Source organism: Xanthomonas sp. F1, assembly GCF_014199855.1.
On the sequence record NZ_JACHOK010000001.1, the window covers coordinates 1,054,891 to 1,074,217 of the forward strand.

The following is a 19,327-nucleotide window of genomic DNA, read 5'->3' on the forward strand; positions in this document are numbered from 1 at the left end:
GTCAGCGGCGCAGGGTGCGCGGTGGTGGGCGTTTGCCGCCGGGCTTGCCGCTGCGCCCGGCGGCCGCGTTCTGCGCCTGGCGCTGCGCGAGCTTGCCGGCGGCGCCGGCGACCTCGTCGCGCAGCTTCAGGTAATTGGCCAACCGCGCCTCCTCGATCTCGCCGCGCTCGATCGCCGCCTGCACCGCGCAGCCCGGTTCGGCTTGGTGCGCGCAGTCGTTGAAGCGGCATTGCGCGGCCAGCGCCTCGATGTCGGCGAAGCCGCCCTCGGCCAGGTCTTCCTCGCCGGTGGGCTTGAGCTCGCGCATGCCCGGCGTGTCGATCAGGCAGGCGCCGGACGGCAGCGGCAGCAGGGCGCGGTGGGTGGTGGTGTGGCGGCCGCGCGAATCGGTGGCGCGCACCGCCGCCGTGCGCATCTTCTGCACACCGAGCAAGGTGTTGGTGAGAGTCGACTTGCCGGCGCCGGAGGAGCCGACCAGCACCGCGGTCTGCCCCGGCCCCAGCCACGGCCGCAGCGCGTCGACACTGTCGGCCTGGCGGGCGTTGACCGTGAGCAGCGGGATCGACTGTGCCGCCAGTTCTTCCAGCACCGCCAGCGCGTCGGCGGCGTATTCGGTGAGGTCGGCCTTGGTCAGCACCACCACCGGCGCCGCACCGCCGCCGCCCACCAGCAGCAGATAGCGCTCGATCCGGCGCGGATTGAAGTCCGCATCCAGGCCGCAGACGATGAACACCGTATCGATGTTGGCCGCGATCACCTGCTGGTGGTAGTGCTCGCCGGCGGCGCCGCGCTTGATCGCGGTGCGCCGCGGCAGCAGCGCGACGATGCGCGTCTCCTCCAGCAATACCCAATCACCGACCGCGGCGCGTTCGTGGCTGGGGAAGCGCGGCCGCTGCCAGTCCGGCAGCGATTCGACCTTGAACCCGGTGTCCACCGCGTCGGCGACCACGTAGCCGGTGCGGTGCTGCTCCACCACCCGCGCCGGCCGCGCCTGCGGATGCGCGTCGAACAGCGCGCGCCAGGCCGGCTCCTCGGGCATTCCGGGCCAGGGCCAGCCGATGGGGCGCAACGCGTCGAAGTCGATCGGGGAGGAGGTCATGGGCGAATTCTAGAGGGTGTGCCGGGGCCAAAGGTGAGCGCAGGGCGGCCACTGGGACACGCGCAGGGCGGCACCTTGCGTGGCTACCCCGCCCCGCCGCGACGCGAGCGGCGCGCCGCAGGCGGCGTCCCGGGAGTCGCCAGCAGCGGCGCATGCCCCGCGCGACGCGTGTGTGGCCGCCACACGGGCCAGCCACCGTGCCACGCCCGTCGCAGCGCCGAGCGTGGGGGCCGGGCGCCGTAGACGACCCGCCACCACGGCGCCGCACCGCCCCGCCGCGGTGTCACATTTCCGCTACCATGCAGGTCCCACGCCCCACCGGCCAATGCGATGCCCACCCTGCCGATCAAGCCGCTCGCGATCCGCGAACGCCTGTCCGAAGTCCGCTACGAGATCCGCGGCGAACTGGCACGGCGAGCCCGCGAGTTGGAAGCGCAGGGGCGCAAGCTGATCAAGCTCAACATCGGCAATCCCGGCGCGTTCGGTTTCCGTGCCCCGGAACATCTGCAGCGCGCGATCGCCGACGACATGGGTCGCACCGATCCCTACACCCACCAGCAGGGCCTGCCGGAGGCGCGCGAAGCGATCGCCGCGGCCTACGCCCGGCGCCAGCACCCGGACGCGCACCCGGACCGCATCTTCGTCGGCAACGGGGTCAGCGAGCTGATCGACCTGTCGCTGCGCGCGCTGCTCAACCCGGGCGACGAAGTGCTGGTGCCCTCGCCGGACTACCCGCTGTGGTCGGCCGCCACCATCCTCAACGACGGCCGCCCGGTGTACTACCGCTGCGCGCCGGAGAATGGCTTCCAGCCGGACCCGGTGGAGATCGAGACGCTGGTGTCCTCGCGCACCCGCGCCATCGTGCTGATCAACCCGAACAACCCCAGCGGCGCCAGCTACTCGCGCGCGCTGCTGGAGAAGATCGTCGCCATCGCGGTCAAGCACAACCTGCTGCTGATGGTCGACGAGATCTACGACCAGGTGCTGTACGACGGCGCGGAATTCGTGTCGGTGGCGCCGCTGGCCGGCGCGCATCCGTGCATCAGCTTCGGCGGCCTGAGCAAGGTGCACCGCGCCTGCGGCTGGCGCGTGGGCTGGGCGCTGCTGTCCGGCGATACCGAGCGCGTCGGCGATTTCCGCAACGCCATGGACCTGCTCGGCGCACTGCGCCTGTGCGCCAACGTCCCCGGCCAGTTCGCGATCGACGCCGCGGTCAACGGCCCGGACACGATCTCGCCGCTGTGCGCCCCGGGTGGACGCCTGTACGAGACCCGCCGCGCGGTGCTCGAGGCCTGCGCCGCCAGCGAGCACCTGTCGCTGGTGCAGCCGGCCGGCGCGCTGTACGCGTTTCCGGCGGTGGTCGGCGCCGCGGCACGCGGGTTCGACGACCACGCCTTCGCCCTGGAACTGATGGAACAGGAAGGCGTGCTGGTGGTGCCCGGCTCCAGCTTCAACGTGCCCTACCGGCACCATTTCCGCGTCACCCTGCTGCCGGAGGCGGCGACGATGCGCGAGGTGTTCGCGCGCATCGACCGGGTGCTGGCGCGCCGCGCCGAGGATGCCACCAAGGTGGTGCCGCTGAAGCCGCGGGCGGCTGTGGGGCGGTGAGTGGGGAATGGGGAATGGGGAATGGCAAAGCGTGCGCCGTCCCTGCGCGCGCGCCCCGGTGATGGGGCTGCCATTGGTGCCGCGTAGATGAGCCAGGGGCGTTTCGCCGCGGTCCAGCACGCGCCGCTGCGCTATCTCGCGCTGGGCGATTCCTACACGATCGGCGAAGGCGTTGACGCCACCGGACGCTGGCCGATGCAACTGGCCGCGGCGCTGCGCCGCGACGGCATCGCGCTGGACGATCCGCAGATCGTCGCCACCACCGGCTGGACCACCGACGAACTGGATGCCGGCATCGACGCGGCGACCCCGCAGGGACCGTTCGACCTGGTGACGCTGCTGATCGGCGTCAACAACCAGTACCGCGGCTACCCGCTCGACGACTACCGCGCGCAGTTCGACGCGCTGCTGCAGCGCGCGATCGCCTTTGCCGACGCGCGGCCGCAGCGGGTGCTGGCGGTGTCGATCCCGGACTGGGGCGTGACGGCCTTCGCGCAGCCACCCGCGCACGATCCTGCGCACATCGCCGTGCAGATCGACGCCTTCAACGCCGCCGCACAGGCCTGCTGCGCCGCGCGCGCGGTGCGCTTCGTCGACATCACCGGCTGCAGCCGCGAGGGCGGTGGCACTCCGGCGATGCTGGCCGCCGATGGCCTGCATCCGTCGGCGGCGATGTATGCGCGCTGGACCGCGCTGCTGTTGCCGGCGGCCCGCGATGCGTTAGCCTAGCTGGCACACGACGCCCGCTGCCAAGGACCGACATTGCGCGACGCCAGCACCACCCAGCCCATGACCCGCCCGCAGGCCCTGGCCATCGCCCGCGCCTTCCTGCCCACGCATCCGCTGGGCAATCGCTACGACTACTACTACACGCGCACCAAGCTGCGTACCGACCCACTGTACCCCGGCGTGCTCGCCGCGCTGCGCGGCACCGACGCGCCGGTACTGGACCTGGGTTGCGGCCTGGGCCTGCTCGCGCACGCGCTGCGCGCCGACGGCCAGCGCCAGCGCTACCACGGCGTGGACATCGACGCGGCCAAGATCCGCCGCGCCGGCGCCATCGCCGCGCGCAACGGGCTGCAGGACACGCATTTCGCGGTGGTCGACCTGGGCCAGTCCTGGCCCGAGCACCACGGCAGCGTCGCGATCCTGGACGTGCTGCAGTACCTGGACCGCGACATGCAGTCCAACCTGATCCGCAGCGTGGCGCGCATGCTCACCCCCGGCGCCAAGCTGGTGATCCGCAGCGGTCTGGGCGATGCCAGCGGCCGCGGCCGCACCAGCCGCATCACCGACGTGCTCGCGCACCTGGCCGGCTGGATGCAGGAACTGCCCAAGGCCTATCCCACCCGCGACATCCTGCAGGCCCAGCTCGACGCCGCCGGCCTGCGCGCCAGCTTCGCGCCGCTGTACGGCAACACGCCGTTCAACAACTGGCTGATCGTGGCGGAGCCGCGTTGAGCCTGGCGCGATACCGCACACGCAGCGGCCGCTTCGGCTTCGCACACCCACACGCGGATTGCCGCGCATGACGGCACCCGCGCCACGGTCACGCTCCGGCCTTGGCATCGCCGCCCTGGCGACCAGCCTGATCAGTGCCTTCGTGCTGCTGGCGGCGCTATTGCTCAGCACCTTCTTCGTGCTCCCGACATTCGCCGCTGGCCCGCACGCGCCGATGTCGCTGCTGCTCGGCCTGCTCGCGCTACTCACCGCCATCGCCCAGGTCTGCGCCATCGCGCTGGGCATCGGCAACTGCCTGCAGCCTGGCCGCAGCAAGCATTACGGCATCCTCGGCCTGTTGTGCGCCCTGCTCACCCTCGGCGCGATGGCGGCGCTGATCGCTTACGGCATGGCCCAGCCGGGCTGATTTCTGCATCGGCGAACGGATCGGCACGCTGCATGATGCTGCGTGCGGAGCCATGCCGCCGCACCACGACGCACATCCGGCTCAGTCCGGCAGCACCGCCTGCAGCCCGCGCGCCTGCACGGCCTGCAACACGCCCTCCACGATCGCCGGGTTGTGCCCGTGCGCCGCGCCCTCGTGCAGCAGCACGATGGCGCCAGGCCGCAGGTCGCGGGCGATGCGCGCGACGGTGACGGCGGGATCGCAGCGCACGCCGTCGAAGCCGCGCGCGCTCCAGGCCACCCGGGTCAGGCCATGCCGGCGCAACGGTGCGGCGACGAAGGGGTTGGTCATACCCACCACCGAGCGGTACCAGCGCGGCGCGGTGCCGGCGATCGCGGCCAGCGTCTGCTGCGCCTGGCCGATCTCCTGGGCCATGCGCCGCGGCCCCAGCGCCCAGAACCAGGCCTGCGGGTGATGCTGGCTGTGGTTGCCGATGCCGTGGCCGCGGCGCAGGATCTCGCGCACCAGGTGCGGGCGTGCCGCGGCGCGGGCGCCGACCAGGAAGAAGGTGGCCTTGGCCTGGTGGCGGTCGAGCAGGTCCAGGATCGCCGCGGTATCGTCGGAGGGGCCGTCGTCGATGGTCAGCCACACCCGCGGCGCGTTGCCAGGCAGGCGGTCCAGCACCGGCGCGTACAGCCGCGCCCGCGGCAGGAACACCGGCAGCACCAGCACCGCGTGCGACAGCAGCAGCGCCGGCAGGCCGAATCGCCAACCGTAGGCCCACCACAGCGCCGCCACCAGCGCCTGCGAGGCCAGCGCCCAGGGCAGCCAGCGATACGGGTGGTGCGGGATGCGATGCAGCGTTTCCGGAACTGTCATGCCCCATGATGCCATGCGGCGTAGAATGACCGGTCCGACTCTGCGACGACTGCTGCCATGTCCCTCGACCCCGCCCTGCGCTCCCGTATCGAAACGCTGCTCAGCTCCAACCGCGTCGTGCTGTTCATGAAAGGCCAGCCGAGCATGCCGCAGTGCGGGTTCTCCGCCAAGGCGGTGGGCGCGCTGAACGAACTCGGCGTCGACTTCGCCCACGTCAACGTGCTGGCCGACCAGGACATCCGCGAGGGCATCAAGGTCTACGGCGACTGGCCGACCATCCCGCAGCTGTACGTGAACGGCGAGCTGATCGGCGGCAGCGACATCATCCTGCAGATGGCCGGCAGCGGCGAACTGAGCGAACTGCTCGGCGTGGCCGCGCCGGACCGCACCCCGCCGTCGATCACCATCACCGACGCCGCCGCCGAGATGCTGCGCGGCGCGTTGGCCGACACCCCGGGCGCGAGCCTGGCACTGGCGATCGACGCGCAGTTCCAGCCGAACTTCCAGTTGGCGCCGACCGATCCCAACGCCATCGCCGCCGAGTCCAACGGCCTGCGCGTGCAGTTCGACCTGGGCAGCGCGCGCCGCGCCGACGGCATCACCATCGACTGGGTGGACGACATCCGCGGCCGCGGCCTGGCCATCGACAATCCCAACGCGCCCAAGGCGGTGCAGGACCTCAGCCCGCGCGATGCCGACGACCGCGTGCGCGCCGGCGGCCTGATCCTGGTGGACGTGCGCCCGCCGGAAGAGCGCGCGGTGGCGGCGGTCAACGTGCCGTTCCGCACCCTCGACGGCGAGCAGCGCGCGCAGCTGGAAGCGCTGCCGAAGGACACCGCCCTGGCCTTCCTGTGCCACAGTGGCGGCCGCAGCGCGCAGGCGGCCGAGCACTTCCGTTCGCTCGGCTTCAGCAACGTGCACAACGTGGTCGGCGGCATCGACGCCTGGACCGACCAGGTCGACGGCAGCGTGCCGAAGTACTGAGTCACGCACCTTGTTTGCGTCCAGTGCGGACGCATCGAAAGGGCGATCGAAAGATCGCCCTTTTTTTCTGCCCGCGCGCCGCGTTCGCCACAACGTACAAACGCGCGAACGCGTAGGAGCGGCTTCAGCCGCGACCGTGCTTTACCGGTAAGGCGCCGTCGCGACTGAAGCCGCTCCTACCCTGGGCACACTCGCTTGGCGTCTTGCGCAAGTGCTGACGGCAGCACGGAAGTCCGGCACTCCTTGTGGGAGGACTTCAGTCCCGACTGCAACGAGATCCGATGCGCCCGATGGCTTCGCTCGTCGCGGCTGAAGCCGCTCCCACAAGAAGCGCACGCCTTGCCTCCTGCGAGAAGACTAGGATCGCGCCAGCAGCCTGGTGCCCCCTGTGGGAGGGACTTCAGTCCCGACTGCAGTGACATCCGATGCGCCAGTGGCTTCGTCCGCATGCAGTGGCGAACGCGCAGGTCCTGCTTCCCTCAACCAGCAAACCCACCCGCATCCAGGAACGCCTGCTCCTCCGCCGTGGTCGTGCGCCCCAGCGCCGCATTGCGGTGCGGAAAACGGCCGAAGCACTGGATCACGTCCTCGTGCACCACCGCCCACTGCAGCGACTCGGCGTCGCCGAGCGCGCTGAACAGTTCCACCGCCTGGCGCTGCCGCGCGGCGTCCTCGGCGTGCACGTACGGCAGGTAGAAGAACATCCGCAGTTCCGCGTCGGTCTCCTGGTCGAAGCCGGCCGCAAGGGCCCGGTCGGCGTAGCGGCAGGCCAGGCCGTCGGTGGCGAAGGCGTGCGCGCTGCCGCGGAACACGTTGCGCGGCACCTGGTCGAGCAACAGCAGCAACGCCAACGCGCCCTCGGCGTCGGCCAGCCAGTCGCCGCGTTCGCCGCGCGCGGCGGCATGGTGCGCCTCCAGCAGGTGCTGGCGCACATTGGCGTCGAAGGAGTCGTTGGCGGCGAACCAGCGCTCGCGGCCGGCGCTGCGCCAGAAGTCCACGACGGTGCGCGCAGGGGTGTCGGGCATCGCAGTTTCCATGGGCGGCAATCGGTCTGCATAGCAGGTCCGGCGTCGCGATCCGGTGCAGCCGGCGGCGCCCGTGCCGCACCCGCACTTGGCAAGCGCGCCGGCTCCGGCTAGCGTGCAGGCACGGCCGCAAGGGCCGCGTCCATCTTCCGGGGAAAATCCGATGCGTCATCTGCTGCTCGCCTGCCTGGGCGTGGCCTTGTGCGGCCCTGCCGCCGCTGCCTCGCGTTTCGTCGACGATCCTTATCCCAGCACCTACCGCGCGCTGGCGTCGGCGCCGGTGCTGATCGAACACGCCACCGTGCTCACCGGCACCGGCGAGCGCCTGGACGACGCCGACGTGCTGCTGCAGGACGGCCGCGTGCAGGCGGTCGGCCGCGCGCTGACCGCGCCGGCCAACGCCACCCGCATCGACGGCCACGGCAAATGGGTCACGCCCGGCATCATCGACGTGCACTCGCACCTGGGCGTGTATCCCAGCCCCGGCGTCAGCGCGCACAGCGACGGCAACGAGGCGACCGCACCGGTGACCCCGAACGTGTGGGCCGAGCATTCGATCTGGCCGCAGGACCCGGGCTTCGGCACCGCGCTGGCCGGCGGCGTCACCGCGCTGCAGGTGCTGCCCGGCTCGGCCAACCTGGTCGGCGGCCGCGGCGTCACCCTCAAGAACGTGCCGGCCACCACCTACCAGGCGATGAAGTTCCCCGGCGCGCCGTGGGGCCTGAAGATGGCCTGCGGCGAGAACCCCAAGCGGGTGTATGGCGAGAAGGGTGGCCCATCCACGCGCATGGGCAACGTCGCCGGCTACCGCGCCGCCTTCATCGACGCCAGCGAATACCTGCGCAAGAACGCGCCGAAGCAGAAGAGCCCGCCCAAGCGCCACTGGTGGAGCCGCGGTGCCGGCGACAACGACAGCAGCGGCGACAGCGGCGGCAAGCGCGACCTGAAGCTGGACACGCTGGCCGGCGCGATCAACGGCGACATCCGCGTGCACATCCACTGCTACCGCGCCGACGAAATGACCACCATGCTCGACCTGGCCAAGGAGTTCGGCTTCAAGATCGCCGCCTTCCACCATGGCGTGGAGGCCTACAAGATCGCCGACCGCCTGGCCCAGGAGAACGTCTGCGGCGCGCTGTGGGCCGACTGGTGGGGCTTCAAGATGGAAGCCTTCGATGGCATCCAGGAGAACATCGCCCTGGTCGATCGTCCCGCCAACGGCTGCGCGATCGTGCACTCCGACTCGGAGGAAGGCATCCAGCGGCTCAACCAGGAAGCGGCCAAGGCGATGGCCGCCGGCCGCCGCGCCGGCATGGACATCCCGCCCGAACGCGCGATCCGCTGGCTGACCAGCAATCCGGCCAAGGCGCTGGGCATCGACAAGCAGACCGGCTCGCTGGAACCCGGCAAGATGGGCGACCTGGTGCTGTGGAACGGCAACCCCTTCAGCTCCTACGCCCTGGCCGACAAGGTCTACATCGACGGCGCGCAGGTCTACGATCGCGCCGACCACCGCCTGCAACCCACCTCCGATTTCATGCTCGGCCAGGAGGCTGCCCGATGAGCCGCGCCATGCCCTCTCCCCATCGCCTGGCGCAGCGCCTGGCGCTGACCGCCTGCCTGCTGCTCGGCAGCGCGCCCGGCTTCGCCCAGGACGTGCTGATCCGCGGCGCCACCGTGCACACCGCCAGCGCCCGCGGCACCCTCGCCAATGCCGACGTGCTGGTCCAGGGCGGGGTGATCCGCGCGGTCGGCCCCGGCCTGAGCGCGCCGGCGGGCGTGGCCGTGGTCGAGGCCAAGGGCCGTCCGCTGACCCCGGCGCTGTTCGGCGGCATCACCGAGATCGGCATCGAGGAGGTGTCCGGCGAGGCCTCCACCGTCGACAGCACCCTGACCCTGCCGCACGACCAGCCGATGCGTCCGGAGTTCGACGTGACCCTGGCCTACAACCCCGCGTCGGTGCTGATCCCGGTCGCACGGGTGGAAGGCATCGGCTTCACCGCGCTGGGCGCCAACACCGGCGGCGCCTTCGTCGCCGGCCAGGGCGCGGTGATGCGCCTGGACGGCGGCGCCGACCCGATCGGCCCGCGCGCGCTGTATCTGCACCTGGGTAGCGATGCGCTGGAGCTGAGCGGCAAGTCGCGCGCGGCGCAGTGGATGCTGCTCGACCAGTTGGTGGCCGAAGCGCGCGGGCGCATGCCCGCCGATTCGCCGCATGCACTGCTGACTCCGGCCGGCCGCGCAGTGCTGGCGCGCTACCTCGCCGGCCAGGGCCGCATCGTGGTGACGGTGAACCGCGCGGCCGACATCCGCCAGCTGTTGCGCTGGGCGCAACGCGAGAAGGTGCGCATCGCCATCGCCGGCGGCGACGAGGCCTGGAAGCTGGCACCGGAACTGGCAAAGGCGCAGGTGCCCGTGTTCGTCAATGCGCTGGACGACCTGCCGGCCAGCTTCGACCAGATCGGCGCCACCCTGGAGAACGCCGCGCGCCTCGACGCGGCCGGCGTGGCGGTGAGCTTCACCCAGGGCGGCGACGGTGCGCACAACGCGCGCAAGCAGCGCCAGCTGGCCGGCAACGCGGTGGCCCACGGTCTGCCGTGGGACGCGGCCCTGGCCGGCCTGACCCGGGTGCCGGCCGAGGCCTTCGGCGTGGGCGATCGCCTGGGCAGCATCGCCCCGGGCAAGCTCGCCGACCTGGTGTTGTGGGAAGGCGATCCGCTGGACGTGGCGCATTACGCCGAGCAGGTCTGGCTGGGCGGCCGCGCCATCCCGATGCGCTCGCGGCAGACCGAGCTGCGCGACCGCTATATGCAGCAGAACGGCGCGCTGCCGAAGGCCTACAGCCACTAGCCTCGCCGACAACGCGGCGACGGCGGCCTGCAGACGCCGCCGTCCCGCTGGCGCCTTCGCCGTGCTCAGCCACCCGCGGCTGAGCGCCGCCCGACCGGCGCGCGCCGGCGACATCCGACACCGCGCCCACGCGCAGTAGGCTGTGCGCCTTCTTGCCCTTGCGCGCGCCGCCATGCCCCGCCTGCCCTGCCTGCTGTTGTGCCTGTTCGCGCTGACCAGCACAGCGCCCGCATGCGCCGACGCCGGCCGTTTCGGCGTCGCCAGGATCGGCGAGCGCTTCGTCGTCGACAGCGGCGCCGATCTGCAGTTCAGCGTGGACGCGCGCACGGGCGACGTGGTCTCCATGCGCTACCGCGGCATCGAATTGCAGAGCCCGGAGCCCAAGCACACGCAGATCGCCTCGGGCCTGGGCAGCGCCCACGTCGACGCGCGCACCGTCGGCGACACCATCGTGGTCTCGGCCAGCGCCGGCGACCTGGTGCAGTACTACATGGCGCGCAAGGGCCGCGACGCGCTCTACCTGGCCACCTATGCGCCGACCCTGCTACCAGTCGGCGAACTGCGCTTCATCGCCCGGCTCGACGCAGCGAAGCTGCCCGATGCCGAACGCGAGCCGGACTCCAACGTCGGCACCGCGATCGAGGGCAAGGACGTGTTCCTGCTGCCCGACGGTCGCACCAGCTCCAAGTTCTACTCGGCGCGGCGCGCGATCGACGACACCGTGCATGGCGTCCGCGGACCCGGCATCGCCGTGCGCATGTGGATGGGCGATCGCGAACACAGCGCCGGCGGGCCGTTCTTCAAGGACATCGCCACGCAGACGACCGCGCGCACCCACGAGCTGTACGACTACATGTTCTCCAACCATACCCAGACCGAGCCGTACCGCGGCGGCCTGCACGGCGTGTACACGCTGCAGTTCAGCCGCGGCGGCGCGGCGGCGCAGGTGCCGCCGGATCTGCGCTTCGTCGACGCCTCGCTGGGACTGCAGGGCTTCCTGGGCGCAGCGGAGCGCGGCGCGGTGGCCGGCCAGGTCTTCGGCATCGCCAGCGGACAGCCGGCGGTGGTCGCCCTGCGCAACGCGCAGGCGCAGTACTGGGCCACGGCCGACGCCGCCGGCCGCTTCCGCATCGCCGGCATCCGCCCCGGCGCGTACCGCATCGCGCTGTACCAGAACGAACTGGAGGTGGCCCACGACACCGTGCAGATCGCAGCCGCGGCCACCGCCCATGCCGACCTGCACGCGGTCCCGCTGCCCGGCCAGGTGATGTGGCAGATCGGCGATCCCGATGGCACGCCGGCGGGCTTCCGCAACGCCGCGCTGCTGGCGAGCGCGCATCCGTCCGACCGGCGCATGGCGCCATGGGGGCCGCTGACCTATCGCGTAGGCCAAGACCGTCTCGACGCGTTCCCGGCGGCGCAATGGCGCGGCGTCAACACGCCCACGCGCATCGCCTTCGTGCTCGCGCCGGACCAGGTCCACGCCTACCGCCTGCGGCTGTTCGTCACCCTGACCCAGGCTGGCGGCCGCCCGCAGCTGCGGGTGAACGAGCGCTGGAGCGCGCCGGTGCCGCCGCGCCCGGAGCAGCCGGACAGCCGCGGCATCACCCGCGGCACCTATCGCGGCAACAACACGGCATATCTGGCCGACATTCCCGCCAGCGCGCTGCAGGCCAGCCTCAACACGCTGGACATCGGGGTCGCGTCCGGCACGCCGGACAACGGCTTCCTCGGCCCCGGCCTGGTCTTCGACAGCGTGCAGTTGCTCGCGCCGCAAGCGGCGCCCTAAGAGCGGCTAACAAAACTACTGCGCAGCCGCCAGGCGGGCGCGGACGGTGCTCGGAATCCTCATGTACCACTCGTACACTGCGGTTCCTCCGCGCCGTCCACGCCCACCTGGCGACTGCTCGCGACGTTTTGTTAGCCACTCCAAGCATCTGAAAGCCAGTGCGACACCGACGCTGCGACGCTGCGCACCGGCCCGTCAGTTGGCGCCGATGTTGGCCTGGATCCAGGCCCAGCCGTTGCCGCGCACCACCTCGAAGCCGGCCTCGACCACGTGCAGGTACATCGCGTTGCTGAAGCGTCCGTCCTGCGCGCGGTGGGCGTGCAGCCAGCTCAGGAACGGCTTGATGTCGATGTTGAGAGTGCCGTTGCTCGGCAGGGTCGGCTGGCCGGCGGTGTTGTGCGGGATGAAGGTGTAGACGTAGTAGCCGGCGGCGCTGTTCATGCCTTCCCACAGATCGAAGGTGTAGCCGCCGGCGCTGATGACGTTGCTGGCGGTGAGCGTGCCGATCGGATACGAGTTGTGGCCGCCCCAGATCATCACTTCAGCCTGCGGAATCGCGCTGGAGGAGACCGTGCTGTCCCAGCGGAAGAACAGGTCGTAGGCGAAATCGCCTGCCAGGTTGCTGCCGCCGGACGAGTAGGCGAAGGTCGCCGGCAACGACCGCAGGGCCGAGACCTGCCGCGGGAAGGTGCGGTCGGAGGTCGGATTGAAGCCGTAGTGCGAGCCGCGCAGGATCGCCGGATAGCCGTACAGGCTGGCGTTGGGAAAATTGAAGGTCACGGTCATGCTCGGCGTGCTGCCGCTGTGGAAGGTGCCCTGGATGACGTTGTTGGGGTCGTTGAAGTTGTTCACCCAGGCGTACTGGTTGCCGTACACCTGGTAGGGACCGGCCAGCGCCAGCGGCGCCACGGCGAACAGGGCCATGGCGAACAGCGCACGCAGAGACCGCGTCCAACCGCGCGGCGACCTGGCGACGGTGGCGGGAAAGCGCGGCGAAGCGGCGGCGGAAGCGGAAGCATGCATGGCGTTCTCCTGAGCGTGCAGGGGCAGCGAAGCTGCTGCCGCGGCGGACGCTAGCAAGGCGTTCGTGCCGCGAGCTATGACAAGACGCGCGCCCGCCATGCGTCAGCGCAATAGCGGTACCGCAATCCAGGCCGCGGCCGCGCAGTTCTTCACAGATATCGTGAGCCGGCGAGATTTTCGCCACGGCATCGTCTACGCAGCGCGGTCGGCGCCACGCCCAGGCGGCATCCACATCCCGCACTGCACCATGCGCAACGAGTCGCAGTGGGCACGACGTCGCGATAAGCTGATGGGTCATTGCGGAGAAGCACGATGACGTTGCGCTGGTACTTCGATTTCATCTCGCCGTTTTCCTATCTGCACTGGCAGCAGGTGAAAACGCTTCCGGAGTTCGCCCGGATCCAGCCGGTGCCGATCGTGTTCGGCGCGGTGCTGGCGCAGCTGCAGGCGCGAGGGCCGGCCGAGGTGCCGCACAAGCGCGAATTCACCTATCGCTTCGTGCAGTGGCAGGCGCAACAGCAGGGCGTGCCGCTGCGCTTCCCGCCAGCGCACCCGTTCAACCCGCTGACCGCGCTGCGCCTGTGCATCGCCGCCGGCACCACGCCGCAGGCCATCGACGCGATCTTCGACTGGCTGTGGCGCGATGGCCACGCTGGCGACGACGCCGCGGCGCTGACGCCGGTCGGCCAGGCGCTGGGCATCGCCGACGTGGCCACGGCCACCGCCGAGGCCCAGGTCAAGGCGCAACTGCGTACCAACACCGAGCAGGCGCTGGCCGCCGGCGTGTTCGGCGTGCCGACCCTGCAGATCGACGACACCCTGCTGTGGGGCAACGACGCGCATCCGCTGATGCGCGCGGTACTGGCCGACCCGCAGCTGCTGCAGCGCGGCGAGATGGCGCGCCTGGTGACGCTGCCGGCCGCGGTGCAGCGGGGCGCCTGAGCGGCCACCATGTTCATCGCCATTTCCCCGTACTGGAGCTTCAGCGGATGCGTATCGGCATCGTCGTAGATTCCGCCTGCGATCTGCCGCAGGACTACATCGCCCAACACGACCTGGTGGTCCTGCCGATCAGCGTGCGCCTCGGCGGCACCGTGCTCGCCGATCGCCGCGACGAAGCAGCGACGCTGGAGTTCCTGCATGCGCAGGTCAGCGCGCACGGCGCCGAGGCCGAGACCGTGCCGTACAGCGTGGCGCAGATCCGCGAGCTGTTCCTGGGCCGGCTGGTCATCGACTACGACCATGTGTTCTGCCTGACCATCACCAAGACCCGCAGCCCGATCCACGCGCATGCGCAGCAGGCCGGCTTCGCCATCCTCAACGACTACAAGCCGATCCGCCAGGCCGCCGGCCACGCCTCGCCGTTCGCGCTGCGGGTGATCGACACCCAGAACCTGTTCGCCGCACAGGCGGTGGTGGCGGCCGAGGCGGTGCGCTTGCGCGCCAGCGATGCCGGTGTGCAGGCCATCCGCGAACGGCTGGAGACGCTGGCCGAGCACACCCATGGCTACATGATCGCGCGCGACCTGTACTACCTGCGCAGCCGCGCGCGCAGCAAGGGCGACCGCAGCGTCGGCCTGCTCAGCGCCGCGCTCGGCTCGGCCCTGGACATCAAGCCGGTGCTGCACTGCCACCGCGGCGAGACCGCACCGGTGGCCAAGCTCAAGGGCTTCGACCACGCCGTGCAGACGCTGTTCGGCCTGGCCGCCAAACGCGTGGCCGCCGGGCTGATGACGCCCACGCTGTGCCTGAGCTATGGCGGCGAGTTGGCGGAGCTGCGCGCCCTGCCCGGCTACGCGGCGCTGCGCCAGGCCTGCGACAGCCACGGCGTGGAGGTGCTGGAAAGCGTGATGAGCCTGACCGGCATGGTCAACGTCGGCAAGGGCGCGCTGGTGCTGGGCTTCGCTGGCGAGGCGCTGCGCTTCGGCTGATCGCCCGCTGGTCGCGTCGACGGCGGGTCATCGCCGGCTCTGCTAGGCTGCGCCGCTTCGTACCGCTCACACGAGATGCCCATGGCCGTCACCTACTCGATCAGCCTGCCCGATCCCGCCCGTGCCCGCGGCAGCCAGCCGTCGCTGAGCTTCACCGCGCACGGCGCCGACGCCTTCGCCGAACAACTGCAGGCCGCCCTGAGTGACCCTGCCTGGTTCGAGCGCTGGCGCGCGATGCAGCCGGAGCCGGACGAGGTGGATCCGGCCCTGGGCGTGACAGATCCGGCGGCGCGGGTGACCGGCCGCCAGGACGATCTGCGCATCGACCTGTCCGCCACCACCAGCATCCCCGGCGACATCCTCAAGCAGCGCCTGCGCCTGCTCGCCGGCAGCGGCTGGGAACTGCGCGACGTGCGCTGAGCCGAGCACCCCAGGCCACTGCACTGCGGTGGCCGACGCGCACACGCGGAGCCGCGCCGTACTAGGACGCGGCCACCGCGCGGCGCGGCCAGGACCAGCGCAGATTGACCGCCAGCGTGCCCAGCACGATCAACGCCAGGCCCAGCCACTGCACCGGCACCAGCCGGTGGCCGTACAACAGGTAGTCCAGCAGCAGCGTCACAAGTGGGTAGACGAAGGCGACCACCGCGATCGCCGCCACGTGCAGGTGTCGGTAGGCGCTGTAGAACAGCACATACACCACACCACTGTGGATCACCCCTAGGCCGACCAGCCAGAACCAATGCCGCCCGGGATGCAGCGCGGCGCTGCTGGAGAAGCCGGCCAGCATCGCCGCACCGACCCAGCACTGCACCGTCACCACCGCCAGCGGCCGCTCGCGGCTGATCCGCCGCGACATCAGCAACGACGCGCCGCACAGCAACGCGCCAAGCAGCGTCAATGCGATCCCGCCCAGATAGCCGCGGTCGGCGCTGGACCACAGCCGCAGCGGATCGGCCGAACAGGCCACGCCGACGAAGGCCAGCAGCGTCCAGCCCAGGTCGGAACGGCGGCTGCGCTCGCCCTGCAGCAACGCCGCCAGGATCAGCATGACGAACGGGAACACGTGGTAGACCATGGTCGCCACGCCGATCGACGAGCGCGCCATGCCGGCGAACAGCGCCACCCAGTTGAGCACCAGCAGCACGCCGCTGAACGCAGCGTCGCGCAGCAACGCGCGCTCGCGCCACAGGCCGCGCAGCTGTCCGCCGAGCAGGCCGCACACGGTCAGGAACAGCGCCCCGAACAGGCAGCGGTAGAACACCGCGGTCACCGGGTCCTGGCCGCTCTCGTGCACGAATACGCCGACCGAGCCGATCAACACCTCGGCCAGCAACAGCTGCCACAGCGCGCGCCGTGACGCGCCCGCAGGCGCGGCCTGCACAGCATTCATAGCGCGATGGTCCCGTGCAGGTACTGCACGGCCGCGCCGCGCACCTGCACGTGGTCCGGCAGCACCCGGCACTCCAGTTCGCCGCCGCGCGTCGAGGCCTGCAACGCGCGCAGGTCCGACTTGCCCAGGCGTTGCGCCCATAGCGGCGCCAGCGCGGCGTGGATCGAGCCGGTCACCGGATCCTCGACGCCGCCGTTGGCCGGCCAGAAATAGCGCGACACGAAATCATGCTCGCGGCCGGGCGCGGTGACCGCGACATCGCGCGGCGCCAGCGCCAGCATCCGTGCCAGGTCCGGCACCACCGCGCGCACCTGGGTTTCGTCCGCGTACACGGCGATGTAGGCCTGGTCGTTACGGTACGCCGCCTGCGGCGCGATCGACAGCGCCTGCGCGAGCGCCTGCGGCACGATCGCCAACGCCGTCGGCGCCTGGTTCGGAAAGTGCAGGACGAAGCGCCCGTCGGCCTCGCGATCCACCGCCAACTCGCCGACCGCCGCGGCGCGGAACCGCAAGGGCAGCGGTGCCAGGCCTTGGGCGGCGACGACGAAGGCGCTGGCCAGGGTGGCATGGCCACAGAACGCCACTTCGCGCAGCGGCGAGAACCAGCGGATCGCGAACGCGCCATCCGCCTCGCGCACGAAGAACGCGGTTTCCGACAGATTGTTCTCGCTGGCGATGGCCTGCATCAGCGCGTCCGGCAGCCATGCCTGCAGTGGCACCACCGCAGCCGGGTTGCCGCGGAACCGCACCGTGGTGAACGCATCGACGATGAACAGCGGCAGTTGCACGCGCGGCCTCGGGGATCGGGGAAGGACGCGGCCAGTGTGCGCCGGGGTGGGCGACCAGCACAGAGTCAGATACGCTGCAAATCGACCGATACAGATGAGGCCTGCGCATGCGCCTGTACGAAGCCCTGGCCAGCCAGTTGCGCGAGCAGATCGCGCAGGGCACGCTGCGCGCCGGCGAGCGCCTGCCGTCGATCCGGCAACTGGCCGCCGGCCATGGCATCAGCGCCGCCACCGCGGTGCAGGCCTGCCTGCAGTTGGAACGCGAAGGCCGGGTGCAGGCGCGGCCGCGTTCCGGCTACTTCGTGCGCGCGGCGACGACGCCGATGCCGACCGGCGCCGGCCCGTCGCGACGGCGCGCCCCGGGCGCGGTCGCCAATCCGGCGCTGCAAGGCGTGCTGGACATGCTCGCGCGCTCGGACCTGGTGCCGCTGCACACCGCCACGCCAGCGGCGGCGCTGCTGCCCGGCGCTCACCTGGCCAGCGCACTGGCACGCCAGCTGCGCCGCCAGCGCAGCGCCGCGCTCGACTACGCACCGCCGCAGGGCCACGCCGCACTGCGCCGGCAGATCGCGCAGCGCTACGCGCACTGCGCCACCGCCGTGGCCGCCGACGAAGTGGTGGTGACCGCCGGCGCGATGGAGGCGATCAGCCTGGCGCTGCGCACCCTCACCGCGCCCGGCGACGTGGTGCTGGTCGAGACCCCGACCTACCACGGCATCCTGCAGGCGGTGGCGGCGCTACGCCTGAAGGTGCTGGAAGTCCCGAACCGGTCGGGACTGGGCATCGACGCCGCGCGCCTGGACGCGCTGCTGCAGCGCACGCCGGCACGCGCCGCGGTGCTGGTGCCGAACTTCAATAATCCGCTCGGCAGCCTCACCCCCGACGCGGCCAAGCGCAGCCTGCTCGCCAGCTGCGCGCGCCACGGCACGGTGGTGATCGAGGACGACATCTACGGCGAACTCGACTGGTCGGGGCAACGTCCACGGCCGCTGCGCCATTTCGACACGCACGGCAACGTGATCACCTGCGGCGCCTTCTCCAAGGTGCTGGCGCCCGGCCTGCGCGTGGGCTGGCTGCTCGGCGGCGCCTGGACCGAGGCGCTGATGCGAGCCAAGTACTTCTCCACCATCGGCGGCGCCAGCCTGCCGCAACTGGCCCTGGCCGACTACCTGCAGCGGCACGACCTGGAACGCCACCTGCGCAAGCTGCGCCGCACCCTGGCCGACAACGGCCAGCGCCTGCGCGAGGCGGTGTTGCGGCACTGGCCGGCCGGCACCCGCATCGGCGACCCGGCCGGCGGCCTGTCGCTGTGGCTGCAACTGGCGGACTCTGGCAGCGGCCAGGCCTTGTTCGAGGCCGCCCTCGCCGAGGGCATCGGCACCTCGCCCGGGCATCTGTTCTCCAGCCGCGGCGACTACGCCGACCACCTGCGGCTGAGCTGCGGCCAGCCGTGGAGCGAGACGCTGGAACAGGCGATGCGACGGCTGGGCCACTTGGCCGCGCGGCTGCCGCGCTGAGCGCCGTCGTCCAACGCCACACCGCAGTGCCGATACGAAGTGCGCGCTACCAGCGTTTGCCTGCATCGCGCCTGCGCGGCGTCCTGCACCGCCTCCGGGCCAGGCGCTGCAGCAAGTCCAGATAAGCGCCGGCCGGTCGCGGCGATCGCCGGCGCAGTGCGAGACGACCGCAGTGGCCGCATCCGCCGCGACGGCGCAAACGCGATCGACGGCAGCCAGGAGCGGCTTGCGCTACGGCGTGGCCGCGCCGATCGCCAGCGCCACGCAGGCGCCGAACAGGGTGCAGGCGAGCATCGCCAGGGGGCCGAGCGGGCTGCGCCAGCGCTGCCAGGGAAGCAGCAAGGTGCGACGGCAGGACATGGCGCGGCTCCGGTCCAGTGACGTGGGGATGGCGAACACTGCGCAATCTAGCCAGCCCCCGTCTCAGCAGGCGCGAACGCGATCGCACAACCGCATGTCGGACGCTGCGGCGCCCCTGTTTGTTTACGAGACCGACCATGCGGCGGCCGTCGTGGTCACCGGCCTGTCATGTGCGCGGCCGGCAAGGGCGCGCGGCCTGCGTCGCTCGCCTGCAGGCGCCCCGCCATCGGGCAGC

Annotated in this window: 19 protein-coding genes and 1 other RNA gene; 13 read left to right on the forward strand and 7 right to left on the reverse strand. The window is 71.4% G+C overall.

Features of this window, described 5'->3' with window-relative positions; translation table 11 throughout:
* Position 1: 1 nt before the first annotated feature.
* Positions 2–1,099 (reverse strand): ribosome small subunit-dependent GTPase A, encoded by a 1,098-nt coding sequence (gene rsgA, locus GGR71_RS04310; RefSeq protein ID WP_160961771.1) that lies wholly within the window; start codon positions 1,097–1,099, stop codon positions 2–4.
* Between the two features lie 330 nt (positions 1,100–1,429).
* Between rsgA and GGR71_RS04315 the strand changes: the two genes are divergently transcribed.
* The 4 genes from GGR71_RS04315 (at position 1,430) to GGR71_RS04330 (ending at position 4,574) form a co-directional block, all read left to right on the forward strand.
* Positions 1,430–2,707, forward strand: coding sequence for a pyridoxal phosphate-dependent aminotransferase (locus tag GGR71_RS04315; RefSeq protein ID WP_160961768.1), 1,278 nt, complete (start codon positions 1,430–1,432; stop codon positions 2,705–2,707).
* A gap of 87 nt (positions 2,708–2,794) precedes the next feature.
* Positions 2,795–3,436 (forward strand): SGNH/GDSL hydrolase family protein, encoded by a 642-nt coding sequence (locus GGR71_RS04320; protein ID WP_160961766.1) that lies wholly within the window; start codon positions 2,795–2,797, stop codon positions 3,434–3,436.
* 60 nt (positions 3,437–3,496) lie between these two features.
* The gene (locus GGR71_RS04325; protein ID WP_160961802.1) at positions 3,497–4,168 is read left to right on the forward strand and encodes a methyltransferase domain-containing protein; all 672 of its coding nucleotides are present in this window, start codon (positions 3,497–3,499) and stop codon (positions 4,166–4,168) included.
* 67 nt (positions 4,169–4,235) lie between these two features.
* On the forward strand, positions 4,236–4,574 hold the full coding sequence (locus GGR71_RS04330; RefSeq protein WP_160961763.1) for a hypothetical protein: 339 nt from the start codon (positions 4,236–4,238) through the stop codon (positions 4,572–4,574).
* 81 nt (positions 4,575–4,655) lie between these two features.
* Here GGR71_RS04330 and GGR71_RS04335 read toward each other — a convergent pair whose 3' ends face one another.
* Positions 4,656–5,447, reverse strand: a complete 792-nt coding sequence (locus GGR71_RS04335; RefSeq protein WP_184451643.1) for a polysaccharide deacetylase family protein — start codon at positions 5,445–5,447, stop codon at positions 4,656–4,658.
* 42 nt (positions 5,448–5,489) lie between these two features.
* On the opposite strand from GGR71_RS04335, the gene grxD reads away from it, so the two are divergent.
* Positions 5,490–6,416, forward strand: coding sequence for a Grx4 family monothiol glutaredoxin (gene grxD / locus GGR71_RS04340; RefSeq protein WP_160961759.1), 927 nt, complete (start codon positions 5,490–5,492; stop codon positions 6,414–6,416).
* A 479-nt stretch (positions 6,417–6,895) separates the two neighbouring features.
* On the opposite strand, the gene GGR71_RS04345 is transcribed toward grxD, so the two are convergent.
* Positions 6,896–7,441 (reverse strand): DUF924 family protein, encoded by a 546-nt coding sequence (locus GGR71_RS04345; protein WP_160961757.1) that lies wholly within the window; start codon positions 7,439–7,441, stop codon positions 6,896–6,898.
* A 163-nt stretch (positions 7,442–7,604) separates the two neighbouring features.
* On the opposite strand from GGR71_RS04345, the gene GGR71_RS04350 reads away from it, so the two are divergent.
* From GGR71_RS04350 to GGR71_RS04365, 4 genes are all read left to right on the forward strand, one after another.
* On the forward strand, positions 7,605–9,005 hold the full coding sequence (locus GGR71_RS04350; protein ID WP_160961755.1) for an amidohydrolase: 1,401 nt from the start codon (positions 7,605–7,607) through the stop codon (positions 9,003–9,005).
* Complete coding sequence (locus GGR71_RS04355) at positions 9,002–10,291, forward strand: amidohydrolase family protein (protein WP_160961753.1); 1,290 nt, start codon at positions 9,002–9,004, stop codon at positions 10,289–10,291. The genes GGR71_RS04350 and GGR71_RS04355 overlap by 4 nt, the downstream gene beginning before the upstream one ends.
* Positions 10,292–10,463: 172 nt before the next feature.
* On the forward strand, positions 10,464–12,080 hold the full coding sequence (locus GGR71_RS04360; protein ID WP_160961750.1) for a rhamnogalacturonan lyase B N-terminal domain-containing protein: 1,617 nt from the start codon (positions 10,464–10,466) through the stop codon (positions 12,078–12,080).
* A 61-nt stretch (positions 12,081–12,141) separates the two neighbouring features.
* Positions 12,142–12,217: non-coding RNA, sX9 sRNA (locus GGR71_RS04365), on the forward strand.
* Between the two features lie 58 nt (positions 12,218–12,275).
* On the opposite strand, the gene GGR71_RS04370 is transcribed toward GGR71_RS04365, so the two are convergent.
* A complete protein-coding gene (locus tag GGR71_RS04370; RefSeq protein WP_160961748.1) occupies positions 12,276–13,103 on the reverse strand; it encodes a GH12 family glycosyl hydrolase domain-containing protein in 828 nt (275 codons plus the stop codon).
* Positions 13,104–13,415: 312 nt separating this feature from the next.
* On the opposite strand from GGR71_RS04370, the gene GGR71_RS04375 reads away from it, so the two are divergent.
* The 3 genes from GGR71_RS04375 to GGR71_RS04385 all read left to right on the forward strand — a co-directional run bounded on the left by GGR71_RS04375 (position 13,416) and on the right by GGR71_RS04385 (position 15,454).
* A complete protein-coding gene (locus tag GGR71_RS04375) occupies positions 13,416–14,045 on the forward strand; it encodes a 2-hydroxychromene-2-carboxylate isomerase (protein ID WP_160961746.1) in 630 nt (209 codons plus the stop codon).
* 47 nt (positions 14,046–14,092) lie between these two features.
* Complete coding sequence (locus GGR71_RS04380) at positions 14,093–15,034, forward strand: DegV family protein (RefSeq protein WP_160961744.1); 942 nt, start codon at positions 14,093–14,095, stop codon at positions 15,032–15,034.
* Between the two features lie 81 nt (positions 15,035–15,115).
* A complete protein-coding gene (locus tag GGR71_RS04385; protein ID WP_048490905.1) occupies positions 15,116–15,454 on the forward strand; it encodes a hypothetical protein in 339 nt (112 codons plus the stop codon).
* Between the two features lie 61 nt (positions 15,455–15,515).
* Here the strand turns inward: GGR71_RS04385 and GGR71_RS04390 are convergent, their stop codons facing one another.
* Complete coding sequence (locus GGR71_RS04390) at positions 15,516–16,427, reverse strand: DMT family transporter (RefSeq protein ID WP_160961742.1); 912 nt, start codon at positions 16,425–16,427, stop codon at positions 15,516–15,518.
* Positions 16,424–17,215, reverse strand: a complete 792-nt coding sequence (locus tag GGR71_RS04395; RefSeq protein ID WP_160961740.1) for a PhzF family phenazine biosynthesis isomerase — start codon at positions 17,213–17,215, stop codon at positions 16,424–16,426. Before GGR71_RS04395 ends, GGR71_RS04390 begins: the two co-directional genes overlap by 4 nt.
* Positions 17,216–17,322: 107 nt before the next feature.
* Between GGR71_RS04395 and GGR71_RS04400 the strand changes: the two genes are divergently transcribed.
* Positions 17,323–18,732 (forward strand): aminotransferase-like domain-containing protein, encoded by a 1,410-nt coding sequence (locus tag GGR71_RS04400; protein WP_160961738.1) that lies wholly within the window; start codon positions 17,323–17,325, stop codon positions 18,730–18,732.
* Between the two features lie 231 nt (positions 18,733–18,963).
* Here GGR71_RS04400 and GGR71_RS20980 read toward each other — a convergent pair whose 3' ends face one another.
* Entirely contained in the window at positions 18,964–19,092 is a 129-nt protein-coding gene (locus GGR71_RS20980) for a hypothetical protein (RefSeq protein ID WP_255347936.1), read from the reverse strand.
* Positions 19,093–19,327 lie beyond the last annotated feature (235 nt).